This is a genomic window from Delftia sp. 11MD, assembly GCF_050907895.1.
Taxonomy (GTDB): domain Bacteria; phylum Pseudomonadota; class Gammaproteobacteria; order Burkholderiales; family Burkholderiaceae_C; genus Comamonas; species Comamonas tsuruhatensis.
Genome location: NZ_CP194333.1, coordinates 4,233,085 through 4,256,929, shown reverse-complemented (window position 1 = coordinate 4,256,929; position 23,845 = coordinate 4,233,085). Strand labels below are relative to the sequence as shown.

The 23,845-nt window shown below is 68.4% G+C and carries 25 protein-coding genes; 8 read left to right on the top strand and 17 right to left on the bottom strand.

Annotated elements, in window-relative coordinates:
* Positions 1-19: 19 nt before the first annotated feature.
* From ACRSCF_RS19345 to ACRSCF_RS19335, 3 genes are read right to left on the bottom strand one after another with little or no spacing between them, the layout of a single operon-like run.
* A complete protein-coding gene (locus ACRSCF_RS19345; RefSeq protein WP_047474082.1) occupies positions 20-865 on the bottom strand; it encodes an SDR family NAD(P)-dependent oxidoreductase in 846 nt (281 codons plus the stop codon).
* Entirely contained in the window at positions 862-1,290 is a 429-nt protein-coding gene (locus ACRSCF_RS19340; RefSeq protein WP_017406556.1) for a PPC domain-containing DNA-binding protein, read from the bottom strand. Before ACRSCF_RS19340 ends, ACRSCF_RS19345 begins: the two co-directional genes overlap by 4 nt.
* Positions 1,283-1,837 carry a PCC domain-containing protein gene (locus ACRSCF_RS19335; RefSeq protein WP_432675081.1) on the bottom strand — a complete coding sequence of 185 codons (555 nt, stop codon included), beginning with the start codon at positions 1,835-1,837 and terminating at the stop codon, positions 1,283-1,285. Before ACRSCF_RS19335 ends, ACRSCF_RS19340 begins: the two co-directional genes overlap by 8 nt.
* A 143-nt stretch (positions 1,838-1,980) precedes the next feature.
* Between ACRSCF_RS19335 and ACRSCF_RS19330 the strand changes: the two genes are divergently transcribed.
* Positions 1,981-2,883 (top strand): LysR family transcriptional regulator, encoded by a 903-nt coding sequence (locus ACRSCF_RS19330; protein WP_047217647.1) that lies wholly within the window; start codon positions 1,981-1,983, stop codon positions 2,881-2,883.
* A gap of 149 nt (positions 2,884-3,032) precedes the next feature.
* On the top strand, positions 3,033-4,559 hold the full coding sequence (locus ACRSCF_RS19325; protein WP_034363086.1) for a WD40/YVTN/BNR-like repeat-containing protein: 1,527 nt from the start codon (positions 3,033-3,035) through the stop codon (positions 4,557-4,559).
* Positions 4,560-4,574: 15 nt separating this feature from the next.
* Here ACRSCF_RS19325 and otnI read toward each other — a convergent pair whose 3' ends face one another.
* The 10 genes from otnI to ACRSCF_RS19275 form a co-directional block, all read right to left on the bottom strand.
* Entirely contained in the window at positions 4,575-5,372 is a 798-nt protein-coding gene (gene otnI / locus ACRSCF_RS19320) for a 2-oxo-tetronate isomerase (RefSeq protein WP_244386374.1), read from the bottom strand.
* 35 nt (positions 5,373-5,407) lie between these two features.
* A complete protein-coding gene (otnK, locus tag ACRSCF_RS19315; protein ID WP_244386372.1) occupies positions 5,408-6,691 on the bottom strand; it encodes a 3-oxo-tetronate kinase in 1,284 nt (427 codons plus the stop codon).
* The gene (gene ltnD / locus ACRSCF_RS19310) at positions 6,688-7,608 is read right to left on the bottom strand and encodes an L-threonate dehydrogenase (protein ID WP_244386370.1); all 921 of its coding nucleotides are present in this window, start codon (positions 7,606-7,608) and stop codon (positions 6,688-6,690) included. The genes otnK and ltnD overlap by 4 nt, the downstream gene beginning before the upstream one ends.
* On the bottom strand, positions 7,605-8,588 hold the full coding sequence (gene denD / locus ACRSCF_RS19305; protein WP_034363088.1) for a D-erythronate dehydrogenase: 984 nt from the start codon (positions 8,586-8,588) through the stop codon (positions 7,605-7,607). Before denD ends, ltnD begins: the two co-directional genes overlap by 4 nt.
* Before the next feature lie 42 nt (positions 8,589-8,630).
* Positions 8,631-9,962 (bottom strand): MFS transporter, encoded by a 1,332-nt coding sequence (locus ACRSCF_RS19300; protein ID WP_034363090.1) that lies wholly within the window; start codon positions 9,960-9,962, stop codon positions 8,631-8,633.
* A 114-nt stretch (positions 9,963-10,076) separates the two neighbouring features.
* Complete coding sequence (locus ACRSCF_RS19295; protein ID WP_034363092.1) at positions 10,077-10,715, bottom strand: aldolase; 639 nt, start codon at positions 10,713-10,715, stop codon at positions 10,077-10,079.
* A gap of 154 nt (positions 10,716-10,869) precedes the next feature.
* Positions 10,870-11,637 (bottom strand): FadR/GntR family transcriptional regulator, encoded by a 768-nt coding sequence (locus ACRSCF_RS19290; RefSeq protein ID WP_016445234.1) that lies wholly within the window; start codon positions 11,635-11,637, stop codon positions 10,870-10,872.
* Between the two features lie 108 nt (positions 11,638-11,745).
* Positions 11,746-12,372 (bottom strand): phage tail protein, encoded by a 627-nt coding sequence (locus ACRSCF_RS19285; RefSeq protein ID WP_133072889.1) that lies wholly within the window; start codon positions 12,370-12,372, stop codon positions 11,746-11,748.
* A gap of 35 nt (positions 12,373-12,407) precedes the next feature.
* Complete coding sequence (locus tag ACRSCF_RS19280) at positions 12,408-12,908, bottom strand: DUF7151 family protein (protein ID WP_034363095.1); 501 nt, start codon at positions 12,906-12,908, stop codon at positions 12,408-12,410.
* Between the two features lie 801 nt (positions 12,909-13,709).
* Positions 13,710-13,916: a hypothetical protein gene (locus ACRSCF_RS19275; RefSeq protein WP_133072888.1), complete on the bottom strand. Its 207-nt coding sequence runs from the start codon at positions 13,914-13,916 to the stop codon at positions 13,710-13,712.
* Between ACRSCF_RS19275 and cobT the strand changes: the two genes are divergently transcribed.
* Positions 13,915-15,021: a nicotinate-nucleotide--dimethylbenzimidazole phosphoribosyltransferase gene (gene cobT, locus ACRSCF_RS19270; RefSeq protein ID WP_016445237.1), complete on the top strand. Its 1,107-nt coding sequence runs from the start codon at positions 13,915-13,917 to the stop codon at positions 15,019-15,021. The two genes, ACRSCF_RS19275 and cobT, sit on opposite strands and share 2 nt — an antisense overlap.
* A gap of 20 nt (positions 15,022-15,041) precedes the next feature.
* Here the strand turns inward: cobT and ACRSCF_RS19265 are convergent, their stop codons facing one another.
* Entirely contained in the window at positions 15,042-16,502 is a 1,461-nt protein-coding gene (locus ACRSCF_RS19265) for a PLP-dependent aminotransferase family protein (RefSeq protein WP_244386368.1), read from the bottom strand.
* Positions 16,503-16,607: 105 nt separating this feature from the next.
* Between ACRSCF_RS19265 and ACRSCF_RS19260 the strand changes: the two genes are divergently transcribed.
* Positions 16,608-17,354 carry a GNAT family N-acetyltransferase gene (locus ACRSCF_RS19260; protein ID WP_244386367.1) on the top strand — a complete coding sequence of 249 codons (747 nt, stop codon included), beginning with the start codon at positions 16,608-16,610 and terminating at the stop codon, positions 17,352-17,354.
* On the opposite strand, the gene ACRSCF_RS19255 is transcribed toward ACRSCF_RS19260, so the two are convergent.
* Entirely contained in the window at positions 17,330-18,235 is a 906-nt protein-coding gene (locus ACRSCF_RS19255) for a LysR family transcriptional regulator (RefSeq protein WP_174538880.1), read from the bottom strand. The two genes, ACRSCF_RS19260 and ACRSCF_RS19255, sit on opposite strands and share 25 nt — an antisense overlap.
* Before the next feature lie 143 nt (positions 18,236-18,378).
* On the opposite strand from ACRSCF_RS19255, the gene ACRSCF_RS19250 reads away from it, so the two are divergent.
* Positions 18,379-19,386: a tripartite tricarboxylate transporter substrate binding protein gene (locus ACRSCF_RS19250; protein WP_034363166.1), complete on the top strand. Its 1,008-nt coding sequence runs from the start codon at positions 18,379-18,381 to the stop codon at positions 19,384-19,386.
* A gap of 12 nt (positions 19,387-19,398) precedes the next feature.
* On the opposite strand, the gene ACRSCF_RS19245 is transcribed toward ACRSCF_RS19250, so the two are convergent.
* Positions 19,399-20,169, bottom strand: coding sequence for a helix-turn-helix transcriptional regulator (locus tag ACRSCF_RS19245; protein WP_034363169.1), 771 nt, complete (start codon positions 20,167-20,169; stop codon positions 19,399-19,401).
* Positions 20,170-20,356: 187 nt separating this feature from the next.
* Here ACRSCF_RS19245 and ACRSCF_RS19240 point away from each other — a divergent pair, with 187 nt between their 5' ends.
* Together ACRSCF_RS19240 and ACRSCF_RS19235 are read left to right on the top strand one after the other, a co-directional pair.
* Positions 20,357-20,845: a DUF3237 domain-containing protein gene (locus tag ACRSCF_RS19240; protein WP_034363098.1), complete on the top strand. Its 489-nt coding sequence runs from the start codon at positions 20,357-20,359 to the stop codon at positions 20,843-20,845.
* Positions 20,846-20,891: 46 nt separating this feature from the next.
* Complete coding sequence (locus ACRSCF_RS19235; RefSeq protein ID WP_047217657.1) at positions 20,892-21,899, top strand: Bug family tripartite tricarboxylate transporter substrate binding protein; 1,008 nt, start codon at positions 20,892-20,894, stop codon at positions 21,897-21,899.
* A 3-nt stretch (positions 21,900-21,902) separates the two neighbouring features.
* On the opposite strand, the gene nth is transcribed toward ACRSCF_RS19235, so the two are convergent.
* On the bottom strand, positions 21,903-22,556 hold the full coding sequence (nth, locus tag ACRSCF_RS19230; RefSeq protein WP_017406542.1) for an endonuclease III: 654 nt from the start codon (positions 22,554-22,556) through the stop codon (positions 21,903-21,905).
* Between the two features lie 210 nt (positions 22,557-22,766).
* Between nth and ACRSCF_RS19225 the strand changes: the two genes are divergently transcribed.
* Positions 22,767-23,837: a PDDEXK nuclease domain-containing protein gene (locus ACRSCF_RS19225; RefSeq protein ID WP_034363100.1), complete on the top strand. Its 1,071-nt coding sequence runs from the start codon at positions 22,767-22,769 to the stop codon at positions 23,835-23,837.
* Positions 23,838-23,845: the final 8 nt, after the last annotated feature.

Genomic DNA, 23,845 nt, shown 5'->3' with positions numbered 1-23,845 from the left:
CCTGTGGTGCGGGCGGTGTTCAGGACTGCGCGGACTGCACGGTTGCCGGTGCCTCGGCCAGCCGGCGGCGCAGCGTGGGCAGACCCACGCCTGCGGCATCGAAGCCGCCGTCGACGGCCAGCACCTGGCCATTGATGAAGCTGGCCGTATCGCTGCAAAGAAAGCCCACGGCCTCTGCCATTTCCTGTGGTGTGCCGTAGCGGCCCAGCGGGATGGCGTCGTGGTAGTCGGAGCGTATGGCGACGCTGTGCACGAGCTTGGCCATCTCGGTCTCCACCGGCCCTGGCGCGATCACGTTGACGCGCACGCCCAGATTGCCCAGTTCCACCGCATGCTGGCGCGTCATGTGGATGAGGGCGGCCTTGCTCGTGCCATAGGCCACGCGCAGCGTGCTTGCCCGCAGGCCCGAGATGGAGGCGATGTTGACGATGGCTCCGCCGCTGCCGCCGTGGCCTTCGTTGCGAGCCATCCGGGCACCGAAGGCCTGCGTGCAGAGAAAGGCGCCGTCGAGGTTGGTGGCCATGACCGTGCGCCATTCCTCGAACGATGTCTCCAGCACGGGCTTGAAGACCGCCACGCCGGCGTTGTTGACCAGCGCATCCACGCGGCCCCAGCGCGCCATGACGGCGGTGGCGGCCTCGTCCACCTGCTGCGGGTTCGAGACGTCGCAATGCTGGCACAGCAGCCGGGCCGGGCAGTCCATGTCCTGCGCCGTGCGCTCCAGCGTTTCACTGTCGATGTCCAGCAGCGCTACGCGCCAGCCCCGCTGTAGAAACCATTCGCCGATGGACCGGCCTATGCCGCGCGCCCCTCCGGTGACCACGGCGACGCGTGCGGGGGATGGATGGGAATCTCGTTGGTTCATGGACAGGCTCCTGGATCCGGGGTCAAGGCAGAAGGGGTTTGGGGAAGCCACTCTTCGAGGGTCAGCTCGAAGGTGATGCAGACGGGGTTGGCTCCGGCCACGAAGGGGCCGCCATGCACCTGGCCGGTGGTGTCGGCGACCACGCCGCTCAGGCAGGCACGCAGCGAGCCATCGTCCTGGCAGCGCACCTCGCCGGCGAGGCTGACCACCTCGATGGCCGGCCCGCGCAGCAACAGGCAACCGCCGTCGGCGCGCGCCAGGCAGGCATCGACCAGGCTGCCCAGGGCGCCGCGCACGAAGGCATTGCGAAAGCCCTGCAGCGCGCAGAGCTTTTCCACGCTCAGCACCAGATCTTCGTTGGGGGCAATGCGTGCGTAGGCGACGCGGCCCATGCGGCCTGACTCGACCATGCGGGCCTCAGCCATGGCAGACCTGCGCGGCGGCCGGACGCATCAGGGACATGCGCGTTTCAGGGTCGTAGGCGATGCGCAGTCCGAACCCGTCCAGCGAGGTCGCCAGGGCGCTGACGGGCGCATTGACGATGCGGCAGCGCTGCGTGAGCACATGGCCGCCGAGCAGGTGGCCCTGTGCGCTGGAGAAGACGGCATGGCAGTGCAAAGCCGGATGCCCTGTTTCGGCGCAGCCGAGCGTGGCGTTGCCGAACAGCAGCCTGGCGGCCTGCAGTGTCGCGGGCGGGCCGTAGGTGGCCACGACATGGCCGCTGCGATCGGGTGGCGCCACGCAGAAATCCAGGTCTTCGAGATCGCCTTCCAGCAAGGTCAGCGAGGCACTCTCGACGCTGGCCGATGACAGTGCGCCGACGATGGCGTCGAACAGCGTCAGCCCGGGCGCCAGGGCCAGCCGCATGTGGAGCGCAGCGGGCGCTTGTCGGTGATCCAGTCGCACGGCGCTGCAGGGGCCGGGATGTATGAGGGTGCGTGGCCTGGGCAGGCCCGCGAGGCGCTCTGGCATGTTTGTCTCCTGCTGCTGCTTTGTATTCAGCTTGTGTTGTCCTGGGCGCGGGATGGTGCGTACAGGCCTGCAGCGCAGTCTAGGGATCTGGTTCAATGCAAGGAAATTTGCAATTCATATGGATCGATTTGCGGAGGCTATGAATGGACATGCGACATCTGCGGTGCTTCGTGGCCGTGGTCGAGGAGATGCACTTCGGTCGTGCGGCCGAGCGCCTGCACCTGACCCAGCCCCCCGTGAGCCTGGCCATCAAGGAGCTGGAGGAGGAGCTGGGCGTGACGCTGCTGGAGCGCACGTCGCGGCGCATCGTGCTTACGAAAGCCGGGGAGGATGCGTTGCGCGACGCCCGTGCCGTGCTGGCCGCTGCCGACACCATGCGGCGCCGCGCACGCGAGACCTCGCAGGGGCTCATGGGCTCCATGTCCATCGGGTTCATCAGCCTGCCGGCCTACTCCTTCCTGCCGGAAACGCTGAGGCGCTTTGGCGAGGACTATCCGCAGGTCCGGCTATCGCTGCAGGAGGGCACGACCGACCAGATTGCACATGACATCGAGAGCGGGCGGCTGGATATCGGCCTGGTATTTCGCACGCCGGACCTGCCCGCGTCACTGGACTCTGTGCTGGTGCGCAGCGAGCCGCTGGTGGTGGCCTTGCCCGAGTCCCACCCGCTGGCCCGCAACCGGCGCATCGCGCTGGAGAAACTGGCCCAGGAGCGTTTCCTGGGCTTCGAGCGCCACCAGGGGCCGTTGATGTTCGATGCCATCGTCTCCACCTGCATGCGCCACGGCTTCAGCCCCCGGCTGTTCGCGGCGCGGCAGATGCACACCATCGTCAGCCTGGTCTCTGGCGGTTTGGGCGTGGCGCTGGTGCCCGCCTGTGTGCAGGCCCTGCACCGTGAAGGCGTGGTCTACCGGCCCTTGCTGGGGGAAAGGACGGCCGTGGAGACGGTCGCCGTCTGGCGGCGTGCCGATGATTCGCCGCTGGTGCGGGCTTTGCGGGCGTTGTTGCCACGGCCTGCGGCAAAGAAGGCCGGGCTGGCCGCATAGCGTGCACGCCACCTGCTTCAAAGGGTTTCAGTTGAGCCTGCCCTCATCGCTTGCGATGCACGGCCATCTTTGCGTGGAAGGCAAATGACATTTTGTAGAATCCGCGCCGCTATTCAGCCATCACTTGCGCCAGTCTGCGCTCCACCACAATGAAGAAACGTGCCTTTCTCGCGACAAGCCTTGTCCTTGCCGCTCTGCTGCTTTCCGGCTGCGCCACGCGACCCATCGAGCCCACACAAACGCTCAATGGCACCGAAGGGGCTGTTGTCCTGAAGCTGATCACTGCCGGCACCGGCGAGTTGGACCCTGCGGATACGCTGAGCGATCTCGCTATCCGGCGTGTGCTCAATCCCGGGGAGGAGGCTACCGGACAGGACTCTGCGGTGTTGCTGCGTAGAAGAACCACAACGCTTTCCACCGCAGTCTTCAGCGGCATGGTGCGTCCCGGGCGCTATACGCTCGTTCAGTTGTCCGGTGGCCGCGGCAACATGTCGTACTACTATCCGCTCAGCCAGCGATTCGGCACGTTTGAGGTGCGGCAGGGGGAAGTCACCTTGCTGGGCACCCTGGTGATGCACCCGACCACGGGTCGCGGTTTCGTGACGGGCTATGTGGCTCCAGAGGCCGACATGATGGCCACGGTCAAGGAGCTCTATCCCGCGCTGGCACGGCAGACTCAGGGGCGACCCGCCCTGGGCTTCGACCCTGATTCGCGTCTGGCAGCCCAGGCTGGCCTCATGCCCAGGATCAAGATGCTTGCCTCGACATGGAATGGTCTCAACCAGTCGGCGGATGGAGAATTCCTGGCGGGCTCCAAATTGGGCAAGGTGCTTTGGCGCAAGGCAGACTCCAGCCGTTGGCAGGAGCTTGAAATAGGAACGCTGCGGGAGGTGGCCTTTGTGCGCCGTTGGCAGGGCGGCCTGCTTGCCGCAGGAGAGGAAGGGCTGTTGGCGCTGTCAGATGGGCAGGGGCAGAACTGGAAGATGCTGAACCCGCCCGACAACGCCTTCATCGCAGTGGCACAGCCGCTGCCGGATGGCCGCATTGCGGCCTTTGTCCGCCGAGACCGGGTGTGGACGGCCTATGCGGGCAGCGGTACCGACACGATTGTGTGGCAGAAGCTTGGGAGTTTTGACGACAGCATGTCGCTCAACATCGGCTGGAAGCGATCCATGGCCATCGCTTTGCCGGACCGTGCTGGCATTGTTCTTCCCAACGGGGAGATGCATCTCTACGACGGCCAGAGCCTGCACCGGCGGGCCACCGGTCAGTCGACTCTTGCCATTCAAGGACAGCCCGATGGCTCCATCGTGGCCCGTGTCGCCACCGTGGCCACCAGCACGCTCATCTCGCGCGATGGGGGCACCACCTGGAGCGATACCGGCCTGGGCCGCTTCGCCCTGACCCAGGCCTTCAAGGATGCGACGACCGGCTATGCGCTCACTGCCATCAATCCCGGCCTGTTCCCCGGCCCTTATGGCTTGATGACGACCCGTGATGGCGGCAAGACCTGGGTGCATACCGGCGAGTCGCCCGGTTTGGCCGGAAAGCTGGCCGTCCTGGAGATGGCTGTGGACCGGAGGGACGGCTCCCTGCTGGCTTTTCTTCCAGACAATGCCATCGTGCGCAGCACGGACGAGGGCGCGACCTGGCGCATTGTCAAGGACTTGCGTTGAAGGTGGGGGCTTGGCCTACAGCCACCCCTTCATCCACCCCAGCCCCTCGCTGGTAGCGTGCGCGGCCGCGCCGCGCGCGGGGCGGTATTCGCAGCCTATCCAGCCGTCGTAGCCCAGCTGGTCCAGCAGGCGGAACAGGTAGGGGTAGTTGACCTCTCCCACGTCGGGTTCGTGGCGTTCGGGCACGCCTGCGATCTGCAGGTGGCCCACGCGGCCCGTGGGCAGGTACTGGCGGATCTTCATGGCGAGGTCTCCCTCGACGATCTGGCAGTGGTAGAGGTCCATCTGGACCTGGACATTGGGCTCGGCAATGTCGGCCAGCAGCGCATGGGCCTGGTCCTGGCGGCTCAGGAAGAAGCCGGGCATGTCCCGGCCGTTGATGGGCTCCAGCAGGATGGCGATGCCGTGGGGCGCGGCCAGCCGTGCGGCGTGGCGCACGTTGGCGATGTAGGTGGCGCGCAGGGCATCGTCGCTGGCGCCTTCGGGCTTGAGGCCGGCCATGACGTGGATGCGCGGGCAGCCCAGGGCCTGGGCGTAGGCCACGGCGCTTTCCATGCCCTGGGCAAATTCCGCCTCGCGCCCGGGGATGCAGGCCAGGCCGCGCTCGCCCGCGTTCCAGTCGCCGGGCGGGGCGTTGAACAGCACCTGCTGCAGGCCGTTGTCCTGCAGTCGCCGGGCCAGTTGCTCGGGCGCGAAGTCGTAGGGAAACAGGTATTCGACGGCCTGGAAGCCGTCGCGCGCGGCGGCCTCGAAGCGGTCAAGAAAGTCCAGGTCGTTGTAGAGCATGGACAGGTTGGCGGCGAAGCGGGGCATGAAGGCTTTCCTGAAAACGGAGGCTGAGTGTGGCATCAGGCGCGCTGCAACGCGCCGAAGGCCTTGTTGAAGAAGTCCGTGGTGCCGAAGTTGCCGGACTTGAGCGTGAGGTGCAGCCCCTGCGGCGCCAGGGGCGAGGCGGCATGGCACCAGGGCACGCCAGGGTCGATCTGCGGCCCTATGCGCATCTGCTCGATGCCCAGCGCCTGCACGCAGGCGCCCGAGGTTTCGCCGCCGGCCACGATGAGCTGGCGCACGCCCATCTCGACCAGCCCCCGGGCGATGGCGGCGATGGTCTGTTCGACCAGTGCGCCGGCCTGCTCCACGCCCAGGCGGCCCTGCACGGCCTTGACGGCCGCGGATTCGGCCGTGGAGTAGATCAGCACCGGGCCGCTGGCGATGTGCTGGCGGGCCCAGGCCAGGGCCTTGCCGGCTTCGTCCTCGCCGGCGGCGATGCGCAGCGGCTCCAGCGCCAGGGCAGGGCGGCCCGAGGCGATGAAGTGCGCCACCTGCGCATTGGTGGCCACCGAGCAACTGCCCGAGACGACCGCCTGCAGGCCGGTGGCGGTTGGCAGGGCAGCGGCCTGGGCCGAGGGCTGTATGCCGAAGTTCGCGGGCAGGCCGATGGCCACGCCCGAGCCGGCCGTGACAAGCGGCATGCCGGCCAGCGCCGGGCCCAGGCGCAGCAGGTCGTCGTTGGAGACGGCATCGACCACGGCCATGCCCACGCCCTCGGCCTGGAGTGCGGCGATGCGCGCGCGGATGGCGGCCTCGCCCTGCGCGACGGCCACATGGTCGATCAGGCCCACCTTGCGCCGCGTCTGCGCCTGCAGCACGCGCACCAGGTTGGCATCGGTCATGGGCGTGAGAGGATGGTTGCGCATGCCGCTGTCGCTGAGCAGCACATCGCCCACGAACAGGTGGCCCTTGAAGACGGTGCGCTGGTTGTCGGGGAAGGCCGGCGTGGCAATGGTGAATTCGCAACCCAGCGCGTCCATCAGCGCATCGGCCACGGGGCCGATATTGCCCTGCGGCGTGCTGTCGAAGGTGGAGCAGTATTTGAAGTAGATCTGCGGAGCCCGGCCATCGGGGCCCTGGCCTCGCAGCCACTGCAGTGCCTGCAGCGACTGGGCGACGGCGTCGGCCGGCGCGATGGTGCGCGACTTGAGCGCGACCACGACGGCGTCCACGCCCTCGTCCACCGGGCCGGCGGGTACGCCAATGCTTTGCACCACGCGCATGCCTGCGCGCACCAGGTTGTTCGCCAGATCGGTGGCGCCCGTGAAGTCGTCGGCTATGCAGCCCAGAAGAAGGGTCATGGGGATTCCGATGGAGCCGGGGGCAGGGTGATGCCCGGGAAGATCTTGATGACGGCGCTGTCGTCCTCGCGGTCATGGCCGGCGGTGGATGCCTGCATGAACATCTGGTGGGCCGTGGAGGCCAGGGGCAGCGGGAATTTGCTGTGGCGCGCGGTGTCCAGCACCAGGCCCAGGTCCTTGACGAAGATGTCCACGGCCGACAGCGGGGTGTAGTCGCCGGCCAGCACGTGGGCCATGCGGTTCTCGAACATCCAGCTGTTGCCGGCGCTGTGGGTGATGACCTCGTAGAGCGCGGCGGCGTCGACGCCTTCGCGCAGGCCCAGGGCCATGGCCTCGGCCGCTGCCGCGATGTGCACGCCGGCCAGCAGCTGATTGATGATCTTCACCTTGCTGCCCGCGCCCGCGCTGTCGCCCAGGCGGTAGACCTTGGCGGCCATGGCGTCGAGCACGCCTTCGCAGGCGGCATAGGCCTCGGGATGGCCGGCCGTCATCATGGTCATCTGGCCCGACGCGGCCTTGGCCGCGCCGCCCGAGATGGGCGCGTCGATGTAGTGCACGCCCTGCGCCTGCAGCCTGGCCTCCAGCGCCACGGACCAGTTGGGGTCCACGGTGGAGCACATGATGAAGACGGAGCCGGGCTGCAGCGCGGGGGCGATGCCGCCTTCGCCGAACAGCACGGCCTCGGTCTGCCGGGCGTTGACGACCACGCTGACGATGATGCGGCAAGCGGCGGCCATGTCGGCCAGCGTGGCGCAGGCCGTGCCACCTTCGGCGGCAAAGGCGGCTGCGGCCTCGGGGCGGATGTCGTGGACATGCACGTGGTGCCCGGCGCGGCGCAAGCTTTGCGCCATGCCGGCGCCCATGGCGCCCAGGCCGATCACGCCGACGGCGCGGGGTGTGGCGGTGGTGTGGTTCATGGCTGGCGTCGGGGTGTCAGGTCATCGGCGATGTAGGCGCGCACGATGGCCGCAAAGTTCTCGTCGCCGCGCAGGCCCAGCCGGTCGGCGCGCGTGGTATCCCAGCGGCCGGGCCAGCTGCCGACGATGCGCTCGACCTTGTCGTCGGGCTGCCAGCTCACGCGGTTGGCCACTTCGTCGCCAGCCACTTCGCGCAGCGCGCGCACCATGTCGCCCGCGCTGACGGACACGCCGGGCAGGTTGATGGGGCGGCGGTCGGCGACGGCGCTGGCATCGAGTTCGCAGCCTGCGACTAGGGCCTCGACGGCGCGGCGTGGCGACAGCAGCCACAGCCGCGTGGTGGCGCCCACGGGGCAGTTGGCCGCGTCGCCGTTGAGGGGCTCGCGGATGATGCCGCTGGCAAACGACGAGGCGGCCGCATTGGGCCGGCCAGGGCGCACGCTGATGGTGGGCAGGCGCAGCACGCGGCCGTCGACAAAGCCGCGCCGCGTGTAGTCGGCCAGCAGCAGCTCGGCAATGGCTTTTTGCGTGCCGTAGGAGGACTGCGGGTTCAGGGCCGTGCCGTCCAGCACGGTGTCGGGCAGGTCGCCCCCGTAGACGGCCACCGAGCTGGTGAAGACCACGCGCGGCATGTGGCCCACGGCGCGGCAGGTCTCCAGCAGGGCGCGCGAGGCATCGAGGTTGATGCGCATGCCCAGGTCGAAGTCGGCCTCGGCCTGGCCGCTGACCACGGCGGCCAGATGAAAGATCACGGCCGTGTCCTGGTCTATGGCGCCGCGCAGCACCTGCGGGTCGGCAATGTCGCCCACCAGGGAGTGCACGCGCGTGTCGTCAATGGCCTGGGTGTCCACCACGTCGAGCAGGTCGATCTGGTGGATGGGCCAGCGGGTGCCGGCCAGCGTCAGCGCACCCTGTTCGAGCAGCTTGCGGGCCAGGCGCTGGCCCAGGAATCCGGCGCCGCCGGTGATCAGTACTTTCATGTGTCTTGGGGCTTGGGCTTGAAGGATGGGAAGAAGGGCCGGTCAGCGGTTGACCATCTTTGCGGGGGTGAGCCAGACCGCGATGGCGCCCACCACGAGCACCCCCGCTAGCACGAACATGCCGGCCTGCGTGGACTGGGTCAGGTCCTTGAGGTAGCCGATCATGTAAGGGCTGGCGAAGCCCGCGAGGTTGCCGACCGAGTTGACGATGGCAATGCCCGCCGCCGCTGCCGTGCCCGACAGGAAGGCCGTGGGCAGCGACCAGAACAGCGGCGCGCAGGTCAGCACGCCGGCTGCGGCCAGCGACAGGAAGATCAGGGAAAGAACGGTGTTGTCGGCGAAGAAGGCCGTCATCGCAAAGCCCACGGCGCCCATCAGCGCGGGCACGATCAGGTGCCAGCGGCGCTCGCGGCGCCTGTCGGCGCTGTGGCCCATCAGGTTCATCACCACGATGGCGCACAGGAAGGGGATGGCACTGAGCAGGCCGATCTTCAGCGCGCCCGTGACGCCCGTGGACTTGATCAGCGTGGGCATCCAGAAGGTCAGGCCGTACTGGCCGGCGACGAAGGCGAAGTAGATCAGGCACATCCACCAGACGCGGCGGTCGGCGAAAACGGCCTTGAGCGAATGCTTCTGGGCGCCAGAGTGCTGCTGGTCCAGCTCGATCTCGCGCGCCAGCAGCTGCTTTTCGGAGGCCGTCAGCCACTTGGCGCTGGAGATGCCGTTGTCCAGATAGAAGATGGTCACCACGCCGATCACCAGGGCGGGGATGGCCTCGATCAGGAACATCCACTGCCAGCCGTGCAGGCCATGGTCGCCGTGGAAGGCCTGCATGATCCAGCCCGATAGCGGGTTGCCGAAGATGCCGGCCACGGGGATGGCCGACATGAACAGCGCCACGATCTTGGCGCGCCGGTGGGCCGGGTACCAGTAGGTCAGGTACAGGATCACGCCGGGGTAGAAGCCCGCCTCGGCCAGGCCCAGCAGAAAGCGCAGGATGTAGAAGCCCGTGGGCGTTTCCACATACATGAACATGGCCGACAGAATGCCCCAGGTGATCATGATGCGGGCGATCCAGACGCGCGCGCCCAGGCGATGCATGAGCAGGTTGCTGGGCACCTCGAAGAGGAAGTAGCCGATGAAGAACACGCCTGCGCCCAGGCCGAACACGGTCTCGCTGAAGCCCAGGTCCTGGGACATCTGCAGCTTGGCAAAGCCCACGTTCACGCGGTCCAGGTAGGCGATCACATAGCACAGCATCAGGAACGGCACGAGGCGCCAGAACACCTTGGCGTAGGCGCGCGCCGTCTCCGGAGAGTCGGCCTGGGCAGGGTGGGCCCCGGCCTGGCCGGATGCGATATCCGTTGTCGTCATTTCAAGTCTCCCTTGGGTTCGCCGCTTGATTCGCCGCTTGGTGCGCCGCCTGGCGGCTGCGCGGCTGTGGATGGGCTGGGTGGTGGAATGCGGCCGTGGGCGCCGCTGTGCAAATCAGTAGCGCGCCCCGAAGGTGGTGCGCAGCTCGTCGATGGCGGCCGCGTCCAGGGGCTGCGGCCGGGGATGGGTCATGAGCCAGAGCCTTGCGGTCTCCTCCAGCTCTTCCAGCACATGGCTGGCCTGCTCCACCGAGCGCTCCCAGACCACGGGGCCCAGGCGCTCGAACAGGGCGCCGCGCACCTGGCCGGCCAGCGCGGCCACCTCGGCGGCGGCCTGCGGGTCGCCGGGCCGGCGGTAGCGGATCAGCGGGATGCGGCCCACCTTCATGACCTGGTAGGGGGTGATGGGCGGCAGCACCTCGTCCTCGCGCCAGACGCCGGACAGCGTCAGCGCCACGAGATGGGTGGAATGCGTGTGGATGACGGCACGCGCCTCGCCGTCATTGCCGTAGATGCCCCGATGCAGGACCAGGGTCTTGGAAGGCTTGGCGCCGCTGACCCAATGCCCGCCGGCATCGACCTTGGACAGCTCTGCCGGGTCGAGCCGGCCCAGGCAGGCGTCGGTGGGGGTGATCAGCCAGCCGTCATGCAGGCGCGCGCTGATGTTGCCGGCAGCGCCGACGGTGTAGCCGCGCTGGTAGAGGCTGGCGCCGGTGGCGCAGATCTGCTCGCGGATGCGGGATTCGTCGCTCATGGGTGAACGCCCAGGCAAAGGCCGGGTGTGCGGGGTGCAAAAAGAAGTGTGACTGACACTGTCATCATGTCATCATGTCATCATACAAATTTTGCGCAAAAACCCAAACAAGGTGAAAACCCTTGGCCATGCGCCAAGGGGTGGTTTCGGAGGTTCAGGGCTTGGCGGCCAGGATGTCGCGGGCCAGGCGTTCGCCGTCCTGCTCCCAGAAGCTGGCGTCGGCGCGGTGGATGCGGTCTATGGCGTTGCCCATGTGCGTGGCGGCGGCCTTGCGCGCGGCCTTGGGGTCGCCGGCCTCGATGGCCAGCACGATGCTGTGGTGCTCGCGTTCCACGGCCTTGCCGAAGTCCTCGCGCCGCGCCTCGTTGGCGCGCGTGATGCGCATGGCACCGCGCAGGAACTGTGACAGGTAGTCCAGCGTGCTGATCAGGAACGGGTTGCCCGAAGCCTGGGCAATGGCGCGGTGAAACGCCATGTCTTCCTCCACGCCGTCACGGCCCAGCCGCACGGCCTCGGCCAGGGCGCTCTCCGCATCGTGGATGCGCTGCATATCCTCTTCGCTGCGCCGCCGCGCCGCGAGTTCGGCCACCTCGGTCTCCAGTGCGCGGCGCACCTCGGTGATCTGGATCAGCGCATTCCTGCCAGCCGCCGGCAGGCCTTCGAAGTCCAGTGGCTCTATGCCTGCCGCCTTCACGAACACGCCGCTGCCCTGGCGCGATTCCACCAGGTTGCGCGACTTGAGCTGGGACACCGCCTCGCGCACGACGGTGCGGCTGACCTCGAGCTGCTGCACGAGCTCGGCCTCGGTCGGCAGCTTCTGCCCCGGCTGCAGGTTGCCGGCGCGGATGCGCGCCTCCAGCTGCCGGGCAACCTGGTCCGCAAGCTTGAGACCGGGCTGGATGGCAGAGAAGGAAACCGTCATGGAGGTGGGGGCTGGGGAGACACGTGTGGCAGTGATTGTCTCAGAACGGCCAGGGCTTCAGCGCCGGGGAGTGTGGTGACGCCTGGGCGCTGTCTTTCGGCCAAGCCTTCAGTCCCGGGGAGGAAAGATCCCGTTCAGGACAATGCACCATTGCATGCTCAGGAATGGATCGCGTATGGGAACAGGTTGGTTGTTCCCTGTGACTCCGACCGACGTGGTACTGCTCAGCGAGGTATCGGCTGTACCGCCCTCCCGGTAGATGCCTGCGTTCTGGGCTTGAGCCAGCATCCTGTTTGGGCCCGGCGTGGAATGGGTTGCCCCTTGGGTGCTGGCGGGCATGTTCGAGACGGTATGCGTGTGCGCGGGCAACTGGGACGGTGTGAGTGTCAGCTGTTCTCTGCCGCCGGCCTCTCCCAAGACGAAGGAGGAAAGTCCGGGGGCGCCGCCTGTGCCGATGGGAACGCGTCCGCGCAGGTCGGGAAGCTGGAAGGTGTTGACGCCATTGCCGCCATACGTCGTGCCAAGTATCGAAAACAAGGCGACGTTCTGGTTGATGGGAAGGGTCTGACCCGCCGCTGGAGCCGTGTTGCTGGGGCAGAAGCTGCCGCTGAACAGAAAGAGCTCTCCTATGTAGGCTTCAGCCGCGGCATGGGCCGTCGGAATGAGGGGGGTGGAAAAGGCGAAGGCCAGCGCGAGGGCGGTTTTGCGCAGGAAGGGAGTGGAAGGCAGGGGCATGGCGAAATCCTGTGGGTCTGTGCACAAAGGCTGTATCAGCGGGCGAGCATGAAGCAGATGCGGTCCAGCGTCTCCTGTTCAGGGTCCACCCAGCCGGGGGTCAGAACGATGCCGGCGAACGGGTCCCCCGTTGCCGCGATGGCCACGGCCCGGCCCTTGTTGGTGCGACTGTCCAGCAGCAGGGTGTAGCTGCCCGGGGCTACGGCGGGGTTGAAGGCGATCGTGAAGGGGCCGCTCGCGCCATTGCGTGCTGCTGCATAGCCTGCACCACTGCGGATAACGGCCTTGGTGGCGTCGCCCGGATCGGGTGCAACGCAGCCGTGGCGCACTTCGGCCAGACCTGTGACACCACCCATGCCCGTCGGTCCCATGGGACCCTGCGGGCCCACCGAGCCTTGGAGGCCGTTGCATACATAGCTGGTGCTGGTGATCTCTGCTGCATCCAGTACGCCGTTGCGGTTGGTATCCAGGCCCTGGCTGATGCGCTGACCGCCCGTGGCGCAGGTGGCGCCAGCAGCTTCTACCTGGGTCACCATCAGGGATTCCCGGCCATCGGTGCCCGCCGCGCCGACCGCTCCCGGGCTACCTGGCGCGCCTGCCGCGCCTGTAGTGCCGGCAGGTCCGGTGGCACCGGCAGGGCCGGTAGCGCCCGTGGCTCCCGTAGCGCCGGCAGGTCCGGTGGCACCGACGGAGCCCGTGGCTCCGGCAGCGCCTGCCGGCCCCGTTACTCCGGCAAGCCCTGTGGCGCCGGTGGGCCCCGCAGAGCCTGTGGCACCGGCGGGGCCTGTGGCGCCGGTAGCACCTGCCGGTCCTGTAGCGCCGGTAGGGCCTGCGTCGCCTCTGGGTCCTTGCGCGCCCTGCGTGGAGGCGGGATCGCAACGGCCCAGACTGCCGCTGGCGTCATGGCATACGTGGCTGGTGGATGTGGCGGGTGTGCCTGGCAGCCCGGGCAGTTGCACCTCTCCCGTGGGCTGTACGCGCAGCGCCGGGGTGTTGGGTGTGGAGTAGATGATCACGCCGCCACCCGCGGGGGGCGTGAGGCTGATGTCCGCCGCCCCGGCAGGACCGGTAAGCAGGGCGAGGACGGCGGTGGTGGCAAGGGCCACCGGACCGGCCGAAGTGGGGGGCAGTGGCCGACGGACAAAAAGAGGGGAAGGCATTTGACGGATGGCTCCTGTCGGCTAGGCCTCCGGCGGGGGCGCGGTACTTGGCGGCGCTGCCAGGGCTGTCCGGGTGTGCGAGGTGACCTGGCCTGATGTTGCGCAGGTCCAGGGCAAGGTAATGGGTAAGGTGGCTGGATTGGTACCGATTCTGCGAAATTGTGGATTTTTGCAAAATCACTGAAACTTGGTAAATTGAAATTGACTATTTGCCAGGACTGTGGTTTTCCAGTGCAGCCTGGCAATGGTCCGTTGCTGCTTGCATGGGCGCAATGCAGGTTTGCTGCTGTTGCAAGCCGCGTCTGCAGGATTCTTGCGGGCCTGCGCGGCGCGCGATACTTGCGCTTTTGCCATCTGCCTTACCGGGCCGAGCCCTTTTTCCATGCGAACCCCCACTACCGACTCTGCGGCCGCCGTGCCCGCCATCGCCTCGCTGGCCGATGCCGCCTTCACCCAGCGCGTGCAGCACGCCATAGACCACAAGACCAAGCCTTTGGGCGCGCTGGGGCGGCTGGAGCAGCTGGCGCTGCGCATTGCCTGCATCCTGGGTCAGGACAGGCCGGTGCTTCAGCAGCCGCAGATGCTGGTGTTTGCGGCCGACCATGGGCTGGCTGCGCGCGGCGTGTCGGCCTATCCGGTGGATGTGACCTGGCAGATGGTCGAGAACTTCATGGCCGGCGGCGCCGCCGTCAGCGTGCTGGCGCGCCAGCATGGGCTGGCGCTGAACGTGGTGGACTGCGGCGTGGCACGCGACTTTCCCGCGCGCGAGCAGGACCCCGACGACAAGCTTCCCCAGCCAGGCCAGCCGCGCCTGTGGCGCCGCAAGCTGGGCTACGGCACGCGCGACTGCAGCCAGGGCCCGGCCATGACGGCCACCGAATGCGCCATGGCCCTGCGCAACGGCGCGGCCCTGGTGCGCCAGTTGCCGGGCAATGCGCTGCTGCTGGGCGAGATGGGCATTGGCAATACCTCCAGCGCATCCTTGCTGCTGGCGCGGCTGTGCGGCGAACCGCTGGCCGAGGTCACGGGCGCTGGCACCGGCCTGGATGCGGCCGGGCTGGCCCGCAAGATCGGGGTGCTGCAGGAGGTGCTGCAGCTGCACGCCCAGGCCACGGAACCGCTGGACGCGCTGGCGGCCATGGGCGGCTTCGAGGTTGCCACCATGGTGGGCGCCGTGCTGCAGGCCGCCGCCGAGCGGCGCGTCATCGTGGTCGATGGCTTCATCACCACGGCCGCCGTGCTGGTGGCCAGCCGCCTGCAGCCGGCCGTGCTGGAGCGCTGCGTTTTCTCGCACCGCTCGGGCGAGCCCGGCCATGTGCGCATGCTGGCCCACCTGGGTGCCGAGCCGCTGCTGGACTGGCAACTGCGCCTGGGCGAAGGCTCGGGCGCGGCCCTGGCCTGGCCGCTGCTGGTGTCGGCCTGCGCCATGCTGGGCGAGATGGCCAGCTTTGCGCAGGCCGGGGTGAGCACGCGTTCGGAGCAGGCATAGCCGCTGGAGCCGCGCCGCGGCTAGCGCGGTAACGCAGCTGCCGCCAGCTTGCCCAGCCGCCTGACCAGCGCGCCGAAGCGCGCGGCATCGGTGTTGCCATAGCCGATCACCAGGCCGTTGTCCTGGGGCAGCGGTGCCAGGGCGAAGGACGACAGGGCGCCCGGGTTCATGCCGGCGCGGCGCGCCTGCTCCACGATGGCGCGGTCGGACAGGTCCGGCGGCAGCCGCACGGTCAGATGCAGGCCGCCGTGGCCACCCAGTACCTCATGCTCCACGCCCAGTTGCGTGGCCAGCGCCTCGCGCAGGGCTGCCTGGCGCTCGCGGTACAGGCGCCGCATGCGGCCCAGGTGGCGCGAGAACTGGCCGCTTTCCATGAAGTCCGCCATGGCCAGCTGCTCCAGTCGATGGCCGCCGCGCAGCATCTCCTGCACGGCGGATGCCGCGCTGGTGGCCAGGGCCTGCGGAAGCACCACAAAGCCCAGGCGCAGTGCCGGGAACATGGTCTTGCTGAAGGTGCCCACGTAGAGCACGGGCGCGTCCGGCACCTGGCCCTGCATGGCGGCGATGGGCGTGCCCTGGTGGCGGAATTCGCTGTCGTAGTCGTCCTCGATGATCCAGGCCCCCGCGCGGCGCGCGCGCTCCAGCAGGTCCAGCCGGCGCGCCACCGACAGCACGGCGCCCGTGGGATATTGGTGCGACGGCGTGATCTGGATCAGCCGTGGAGGATGGCTGTCCCACAGGCCGGGGGCGATGGCTGCGCCATCGGCATCCACGCGCAGTGTGCTGATGCACAGGTCTCCCCCCGCAAAGGCCGACTTGGCGCCCCGGTAGCCGGGCTCCTCCAGCCAGGCATGGTCGCCCGGGTTGGTGAGCAGTTGCACGCACAGGTCCAGCGCACCCTGGGCGCCTTCGGTGACGATGATGCGCGAGGCATCGCAGCGCACGCCGCGGGAGATGCGCAGGTGCTGCGCAATGGCCTGGCGCAGTGCGGGCTCGCCCGCAGGATCGCCATAGTCCAGCGTGGCGTTGGCGGGAAGGCGCAATGCGCGGTCCTGCGAACGGCGCCAGGCGGGCAGGGGAAACCTGTCCAGCGCGGGCGTGCCCGGCGTCAGGGGCAGGCTGCGGTCGATGGCATGGCGCGTGGGCGCGATGCGGTCCAGGCGCCGTGCCGTGCGGGGTGCGCAGGGGGGCGCGGCGGCCTCGGCGGCTGCCGTGGAATGTGTGGATACAGCCGCCACTCGCGTGCCCTGCCGGTCGGCGACCACATAGCCTTCGGCCGCCAGTTGCTCGTAGGCGATGAGCACGGTGTTGCGCGAGACTCCCAGATCCTCCGCCAGCGAGCGCGAGGCCGGCAGGCGGTCACCGGCCGGCAGCCGGCCAGCCAGGATGGCCTGCTTCAGGCGCTGGATCAGCTGGCGCTGGCGGGGAGCCGCTCCAGGGCCGGATTGCAAGGGACTGGTCAGCAGGTCGGAAGCGTGCATGCAATGGACGGCGTGGCACCATGAAATAAGGAGGATATGGCGCTTTCAATGATGCCACGCGGGCGTTATCGTGGCCCTGCCAAATGACCTGACCAGGAATCTCCCATGCCCCCCGCGCTCAACGCCCACTCCCAACCCGTAGGCCACGACCTTCCCAACTGGACCCCGCGCCAGCGCCCGCCGCGCACGCCCATGCAAGGCCGCTACTGCCGGCTGGAGCCGCTGTCCGCCGCGCGCCATGCAGCCGATCTGTTCGATGCCTTCAGCCAGGCGCCGGACGCCAGCGACTGGACATACATGTCGGTAGGCCCCTTCGCGGATGCCCAGGCCTATCTGCGCTTTGCCGAGGCCGCCCAGGCCAGCGATGATCCGCTGCACCACGCCGTCATCGACCTGGCCACGGGCCGTGCCATCGGCTCGCTGGCGCTGATGCGCGTGGACACGGCCAGCGGCGTGATGGAAGTGGGCTTTGTCTGCTACTCGCGCCAGCTCAAGCGCACGCGTGCGGCCACCGAGGCGCAGTTCCTGCTGATGCAGCGCGCCTTCGACGAGCTGGGCTACCGCCGCTACGAGTGGAAGTGCGACAGCCTGAATGCGCCGTCGCGTGCCGCAGCGGCGCGCCTGGGCTTCCGGTTCGAGGGGGTGTTTCGCCAGGCCGTGGTCTACAAGGGCCGCAGCCGCGACACGGCCTGGTTCTCCATCATCGACAGCGAATGGCCGGCGCTGCGCGCGGCCTACCAGCGCTGGCTGGAGCCGGGCAACTTCGATGCAGGCGGCGGACAGGTTCTTTCGCTGTCCAGCCTGATGGAGCAGGGAGCGCAGCCGGCTCAGGAGCCTGCCGGCGTGGCGTAGTAGGCCTGCAGCACCTCGATCAGGGCCTGCGCATGGCGCGGCAGCCGGCCCTGGTCGCGCACGAGGATGCGGCGCTCGCGCACGCTCCAGGCATCGGTCAGCTCGATCAGTGCCAGCCGCATGCTGTCGCTGTTGCGCCGTGCGGCGCTCTCGGGAACGATGCCGATTCCCACGCCGGCGCCGATCATGCGGCACATGGCGTCGAAGCTGGACAGCTGTATGCGCAGCTTCATGGGCTTGCCCAGGCGCTCGGTCACACCTGCCAGAAAGGTCTGCAGCGTGCTGCCCTGCTGCATGCCGATGGCGTCCTCGTCCAGCGTCTCGGCAAACGCAATGCGCTTGCGCCGCGCAAAGCGGTGGCCGCGCGGCGTGGCCAGCACCAGCCGGTCGGTGCTGAAGTGGATGGTCTGCAGGCCCAGCGTGTCCACCTGGCCGGCCACGATGCCCAGGTCGGCCCGGCCGTCGAGCACGCCGCGCGCGATCTCGGCGTTGGGCCGCTCCTGCAGGTCCACGTTCACGCGCGGGTGGTCGGCAAGAAAGGCGGGCAGGATCTCGGGAAGAAAGTCGGTCACGGCCGTGGTGTTGGCAAACACCCGCACATGGCCGCGCAGGCCGGCGCCGTACTCCTGCAGGTCGTGGCGCAGCTGCTCGGACTGCAGCAGCATGCCGCGCGCATGGTGCAGGAAGGCTTCGCCGGCCGGCGTGGGGCGCACGCCACGCGCCTCGCGGTACAGCAGGGGCATGCCCGCCTGCTCCTCCAGCGCCTTGATGCGCAGGCTGGCTGCGGCCAGGGACAGGTGCTGCCTTTGCGAGGCGCGCGTGAGGCTGCCCAGTTCGGCGGCATGCACGAACAGGCGCAGGTCCGTCAGGTCGAAGTGCATGAGGGGCATGAAAGGCGAAGAGGGCATGGGCGGGGTCAAGGCTTTGTCAATTCCGAAGGCCGGGTCAGGAAATGCGCGATTGTGCGCTGGCCCGGCACGGGCAACCATGCGGGCTTGCGACAAGAACAAATGGAGACATGACCATGCCGGATTCTTCCTTTCCCCTGCCGTCGAGCCTTTTGCACCGCCGAAGCCTGCTGGCCGCCGCACTCGCCTTGCCACTGCTGGGCCATGCCCAGGCCTGGCCCGCGCGGCCCATCGTGATGATCGTCCCGCAGGCGCCCGGCGGCACCAATGACATCGTGGGCCGGCTGGTCAGCCAGAAGCTGGCCGAGGTGCTGGGCTCCAGCGTGGTGGTCGAGAACCGGCCCGGTGCGGGCGGCAACATCGGCACCCAGGCCGTGGCCAAGGCGCCGCGCGACGGACATACCCTGCTGATGACCATCAGCAGCAGCCAGGCCATCAACCCCGCGCTGTACCGCAAGCCGGGCTTCGATCCGGTGAAGGACTTCCGGCCCATCGGCCTGATCGGCTCCGTGCCCAATGTGCTGCTGGCCCATCCCGGCTTTGCGGCCAAATCCGTGCCCGAGCTGATCACCATGTCCCGGGGCCGGCCCGACGAGTTCCGCTATGCCTCGGCCGGCAACGGCACGCTCAACCATCTGCTGGGCGAGATGCTCAACAGCATGGCGGGCATCCAGCTGCAGCACGTGCCCTACAAGGGCGTGGCGCCCGCGCTCAACGATGTGCTGGGCGGGCAGGTGCCGCTGCTGTTCGGCAGCCTGCCGTCAACGCTGCCCCATATCCAGGCCGGCCGGCTGCGCGCGCTGGCCGTGAGCGGCGCGGCGCGATCGCCGCTGCTGCCTGATGTACCCACCATTGGCGAAACGGTGCCCGGCTACAACGGCACGCTGTGGGTAGGGCTGTTTGCTCCTGAAGGCGTGCCCGCGCCGGTGCTGGCGCAGTTGCAGGACGGCATGGCCCGCGCGCTGGCGGCCGGCGATCTGCGCGGCAAGCTCGAAGCCTCCGGCGTGGAGCTGGCCGGCCCGGCCGACAAGCCCGTGTCACCGGACCGGATGGCGGCCCTGCTGCGCGAGGACATCGCCAAGTGGGCGCGCATTGTGAAGGACTCCGGCGCCTCGCTGGACTGAGCCCCGGCCCCTTCAGCCCTGCGGCTCCATGGCCAGCGCGAACAGCTCGCTGCGAAAGTGGATGCCCAGCCGTGCAAATGCGCGGTTACGGTAGGTCTTGACGGTGGGCAGGCTGAGGGACAGGTCGCAGGCAATGCCCTCGTGCGTCATGCCCTGCAGCAGCCGGGCGCAGACATCGAGTTCGCGCGGCGTGAGGCCGGGCTGTGCCTGCAGCAGGCGCATGCGCAGGGCGGGCAATGTCTGGCGCTGTCTGGGCTGGGGGGCTGGGGCCGCCGATGCCGCAGCCACGGCAGGCTGCGCCTGCGTCAGCGCGATGTGCTTGTGCGCCAGGGCCAGCAGCACGGGCGCCATGCTCTCGAAGCAGCCGATCTGCGCATCGCCCAGCGCCCTCTGGTGCTGGTGGCGGTAGAAGTTGACGGCAAACACACCGCCGTCGTCCTGGTGCTCGACGATGGATACGCGCTCGGCCATGCCGTGCGCGTCGTAGACCAGGGCGCGGTGCTCGCCTTCCACCTCCTGGGCCGTGATGTGGCACAGCGCCGTGCTGCGTGCCGGCGCTGTGCCGCCGTGCTTCCACGTGCTGTCGCGCAGATGGGGGCCTGAGAGATAGGCGCGCCAGCACTCGCGTGTGGTGTCACGCGCCTCGCTGCTGGCCGACAGGAACAGCTGCGGCCGGCTGCGCTGCCCCGTGCGGTAGACCGACCAGGAGGCGACAGGCAGCAGCGCGTTCATGGCCTGCAGCACCTGCAGGGCGAAGCCCGGCCCACCCAGGCTGGACACCATCTGGCCCAGCGCATGGCTGGACGCCTGGCCGGGCAAGGCGCTGGCGTCAAGGGCGGGGGAGGGGCAGGTCCAGTGTCTCAAGGGATGGCAGGGGCGGGCAGGGCGCTGTCATCTTCCGGGATGACGGCCTGCCCGGGCAATGGTGCTTATGCTAGGTCCCGATCCCATTCACCGGAGCCCCAGAACCATGCCAGATGACGTGCCGCAGCTTGCGGCCTTGCCCGATCCGCGCTTTCGCTTCTTCGCCGACCTGAGCGTGCAGGTGGGCCCGCCGCAGGAGGTCGGTGCCACGGCGCACGGCGGGCGCCGGCTGATCCCCATCCTGGGCGGCACGGCCCGGGGCGACGGCTGGAGCGCGCGCGTGCTGCCCGGAGGCGCGGACTTCCAGCGCATCGTGCACGGCGGGCTGGCCGAACTCGACGCGCGCTATGTGCTGGAGACCGATGCCGGCGACCTGATCTATGTCTGCAACCAGGCCCTGCGCAGCGGCGACCCGGCGCACATGGCCAAGCTGGCGCGCGGCGAGCCCGTGGACCCCGCGTACATCTATTTCCGCTGCGCGCCCCGCATGGAGACGGCCAGCCGGGCGCTGGGCTGGATCAACGAGCGCCTGTTCTTCGGCACCGGCGCGCGCCATCCCGATCGCGTGCAGATGCGCTTTCACGAGCTGCTCTGAGGGGGCCTTCCCCGCTTCGATACCTACAACACAGGAGACACAACACATGAACAACCCTGCATCCAAGGCGCGCCGCGCCGCCGTGGCCTGCACTCTTGCCGCCGTGCTGGCCACCGGCCTGGCTCCCTGGGCCGCGGCCAGCGCCCAGCCTGCATTTCCGAGCAAGCCCGTGCGCCTGCTCGTCGGCTTTCCTGCGGGAACGGGGCCGGACATCGTGGCACGCCTGCTTGCGCAAAAGCTGTCCGAGCAATGGGGCAACCTGGGCGTGGTCGTGGACAACAAGCCGGGCGCTGGCGGCCTCATCGCCGCCAGCGAGGCGGCACGCGCCGTGCCTGACGGCTACACGCTGATGCTGGGCGAGACCGGCCAGCTCAGCATTGCTCCCAACACCTACCAGCGCCTGCCCTACGATCCGCAAAAGGACTTTGTGCCCGTCAGCCAGGTCGTCACCTCCGACTTCGTGCTGCTGGTCAATCCGCAGAAAGTGCCGGCCCGCAATGTGCCCGACTTCGTGGCCTGGGCGCGCCAGCGCAAGGAGCTGTTCATCGCCACCTTCGGCGCCGGCACGCCAGGCCACTTCGGCGCCTTCATGTTCGGCAATGCCGTGCAGCTCAGGCCCGAGCCCGTGCACTACAAGAACACCAACGATGCCCTGGGCGGCCTGTTCAGCGGCGACGTGCAGGCCGTCTTCGCCACGGCGGCCCTGGCCGCGCCCCAGGTCAAGGCCGGCAAGCTCACGGCCCTGGGCAGCACGGGCGCCACGCGCACCCCGTCCATGCCCGAGCTGCCCACCATCCGGGAGCAGGGCTATCCGTCGCTGGAGTTCAATTCCTGGTTCGGCGTGGTCGCGCCCGCCAAGACACCGCCCGAGATCGTGGCCAGGCTGCAGGCCGACATCGTGCGCGCCCTGCAGCAGCCCGACAGCCGCAGCCGGCTGGAAGAGGCCGGTTTCCGCGTGACGGGCACCACGGGCGACGAACTCGCCCGCATCATGCGCGCCGACACGGTCACCTGGGGCAAGGCCGTGGCGGCCACGGGCTTCAAGGCCGATTGAAGCTCAGCGCTTGCCCGCAGCCGGCGCAGGCGTCTTGGGCGAGTAGTCGCAGTACGGCGCCACCACGCACTCCCAGCAGCGTGGCTTGCGGGCCTGGCAGACGTAGCGGCCCAGCAGGATGAGCCAGTGGTGCGAGTCCACGGCATAGGCCGCCGGCACGCGCTTCATGAGCTGCATTTCCACGGCCAGCGGCGTCTTGCCTGGCGCCAGGCCCGTGCGGTTGCCCACGCGGAAGATGTGCGTGTCCACGGCCATGGTGGGCTGGCCAAAGGCGACGTTCAGCACCACGTTGGCCGTCTTGCGGCCCACCCCGGGCAGGGCTTCCAGTTCCTCGCGCGTGCGCGGCACCTGGCCGCCGTGGCGCTCGACCAGGATCTGGCAGGTCTGCATCAGGTGTTTGGCCTTGCTGCGGTACAGGCCGATGGTCTTGATGTATCCCTCCAGCCCTTCAAGTCCCAGGTCCAGGATGGCCTGGGGCGTATTGGCCACGGGAAACAGCTTGCGCGTGGCCTTGTTCACGCCCACGTCCGTGGCCTGGGCCGAGAGCAGCACGGCAGACAGCAGCTCGAACACGTTGGTGTATTCCAGCTCGGTCTGGGGCGAGGGGTTGGCGGCCTTGAGTGTGGCGAAGAAGGGTTCGATGCTGGTGGTTTTCATTGTGGGAAGCGCGTGTCCATCGATGTGGCGAGCATTGTCGTGCAAGTGTGATTTCTAGGACTGTTCTGGTTTTTGATGTCTGCGAGGGCCAGATCGTCTGGTTATGCGGTTGCGGCGTTGACGTGCCGGGGCCGCATGGCAATAGTGGGCCGGATCGATTCCGCCGACACCACACATACAGACAACACGCCACCAGGAGGGGGCGACCGCATGGCCACTCGCAAGATATCCGTTTCTCCCGCGATCGCGGCGGCGCAGACCCTGCTGGGTGATGTCCGCGACCTGATCGAGGCCGCGCGGCTTCGGGTGGCTTCCACCATCAACAGCGAAATGACCCTGCTGTACTGGCATATCGGCCAGCACATCCATGACTGCGAATCCGAGGTGCGGCAGGCCGGCTGCAGCGACAAGGTCCTGCCCTCCCTGGCCGGGCATCTGGTCCAGGGCTATGGCGGCAGTTTCTCGGAAAAGAACCTGTGGCGCATGGTGCAGTTCTCCACCACCTTTCCTGATGAGCCCCTGGTCATCTCGCCCACGCGGCAGTTGAGCTGGGCGCATTTCATCGCGCTGATTCCGCTCAAGGACGCCCTGCAGCGCGAGTACTACGCCAGCATGGCGAGCATTGAGCGCTGGAGCGCCCGCACGCTGCGCAGCCGCATCGATTCCCGGCTGTACGAGCGCACCGTGCTGTCCTTCGATGCGGACACGCTGGTCGCGCAGGAGCCCACGCAGCGAGCCACCGAGCGCATGTCGCCAGCGCTGTTCATGCGAGATCCCTACATCCTCGACTTCCTGGGGCTGCACGATGCCTGGCAGGAGGGCGACCTGCAGGCGGCCGTCATCCGCGAGATGGAAGCCTTTTTCCTGAAGTCGGGCATGGGCTTCAGCCTGGTGGCGCGACAAAGGCACATGCAGATGGATGACCAGGATTTCCAGCTTGACCTGCTGTTCTACCACCGCAGGCTGCGGCGGCTGGTGGCGGTGGAGCTGAAGGTGGGCGAATTCGCGGCCGAGGACAAGGATCGGATGGAGCACTACCTGCGCTGGCTGGATCGGCATGAGCATGAGCCGGGCGAGGATGCGCCGCTGGGCATCATGCTGTGCTCAGGCAACAGCTCGGAGCAGATCGAGCTGCTGGAGATGGGCCGCGGCGGCGTCCAGATGGCCGAGTATCTGCCCGGCCTGCCTGCTCGCCATGTGCTGGCCCAGCGGCTGCGGGAGGCCACGCGCCGGGCGCAGTGGCACTGGGCACAGTGCCACCTGGAAGTCGGGCAGGGCTGAGCACGGGC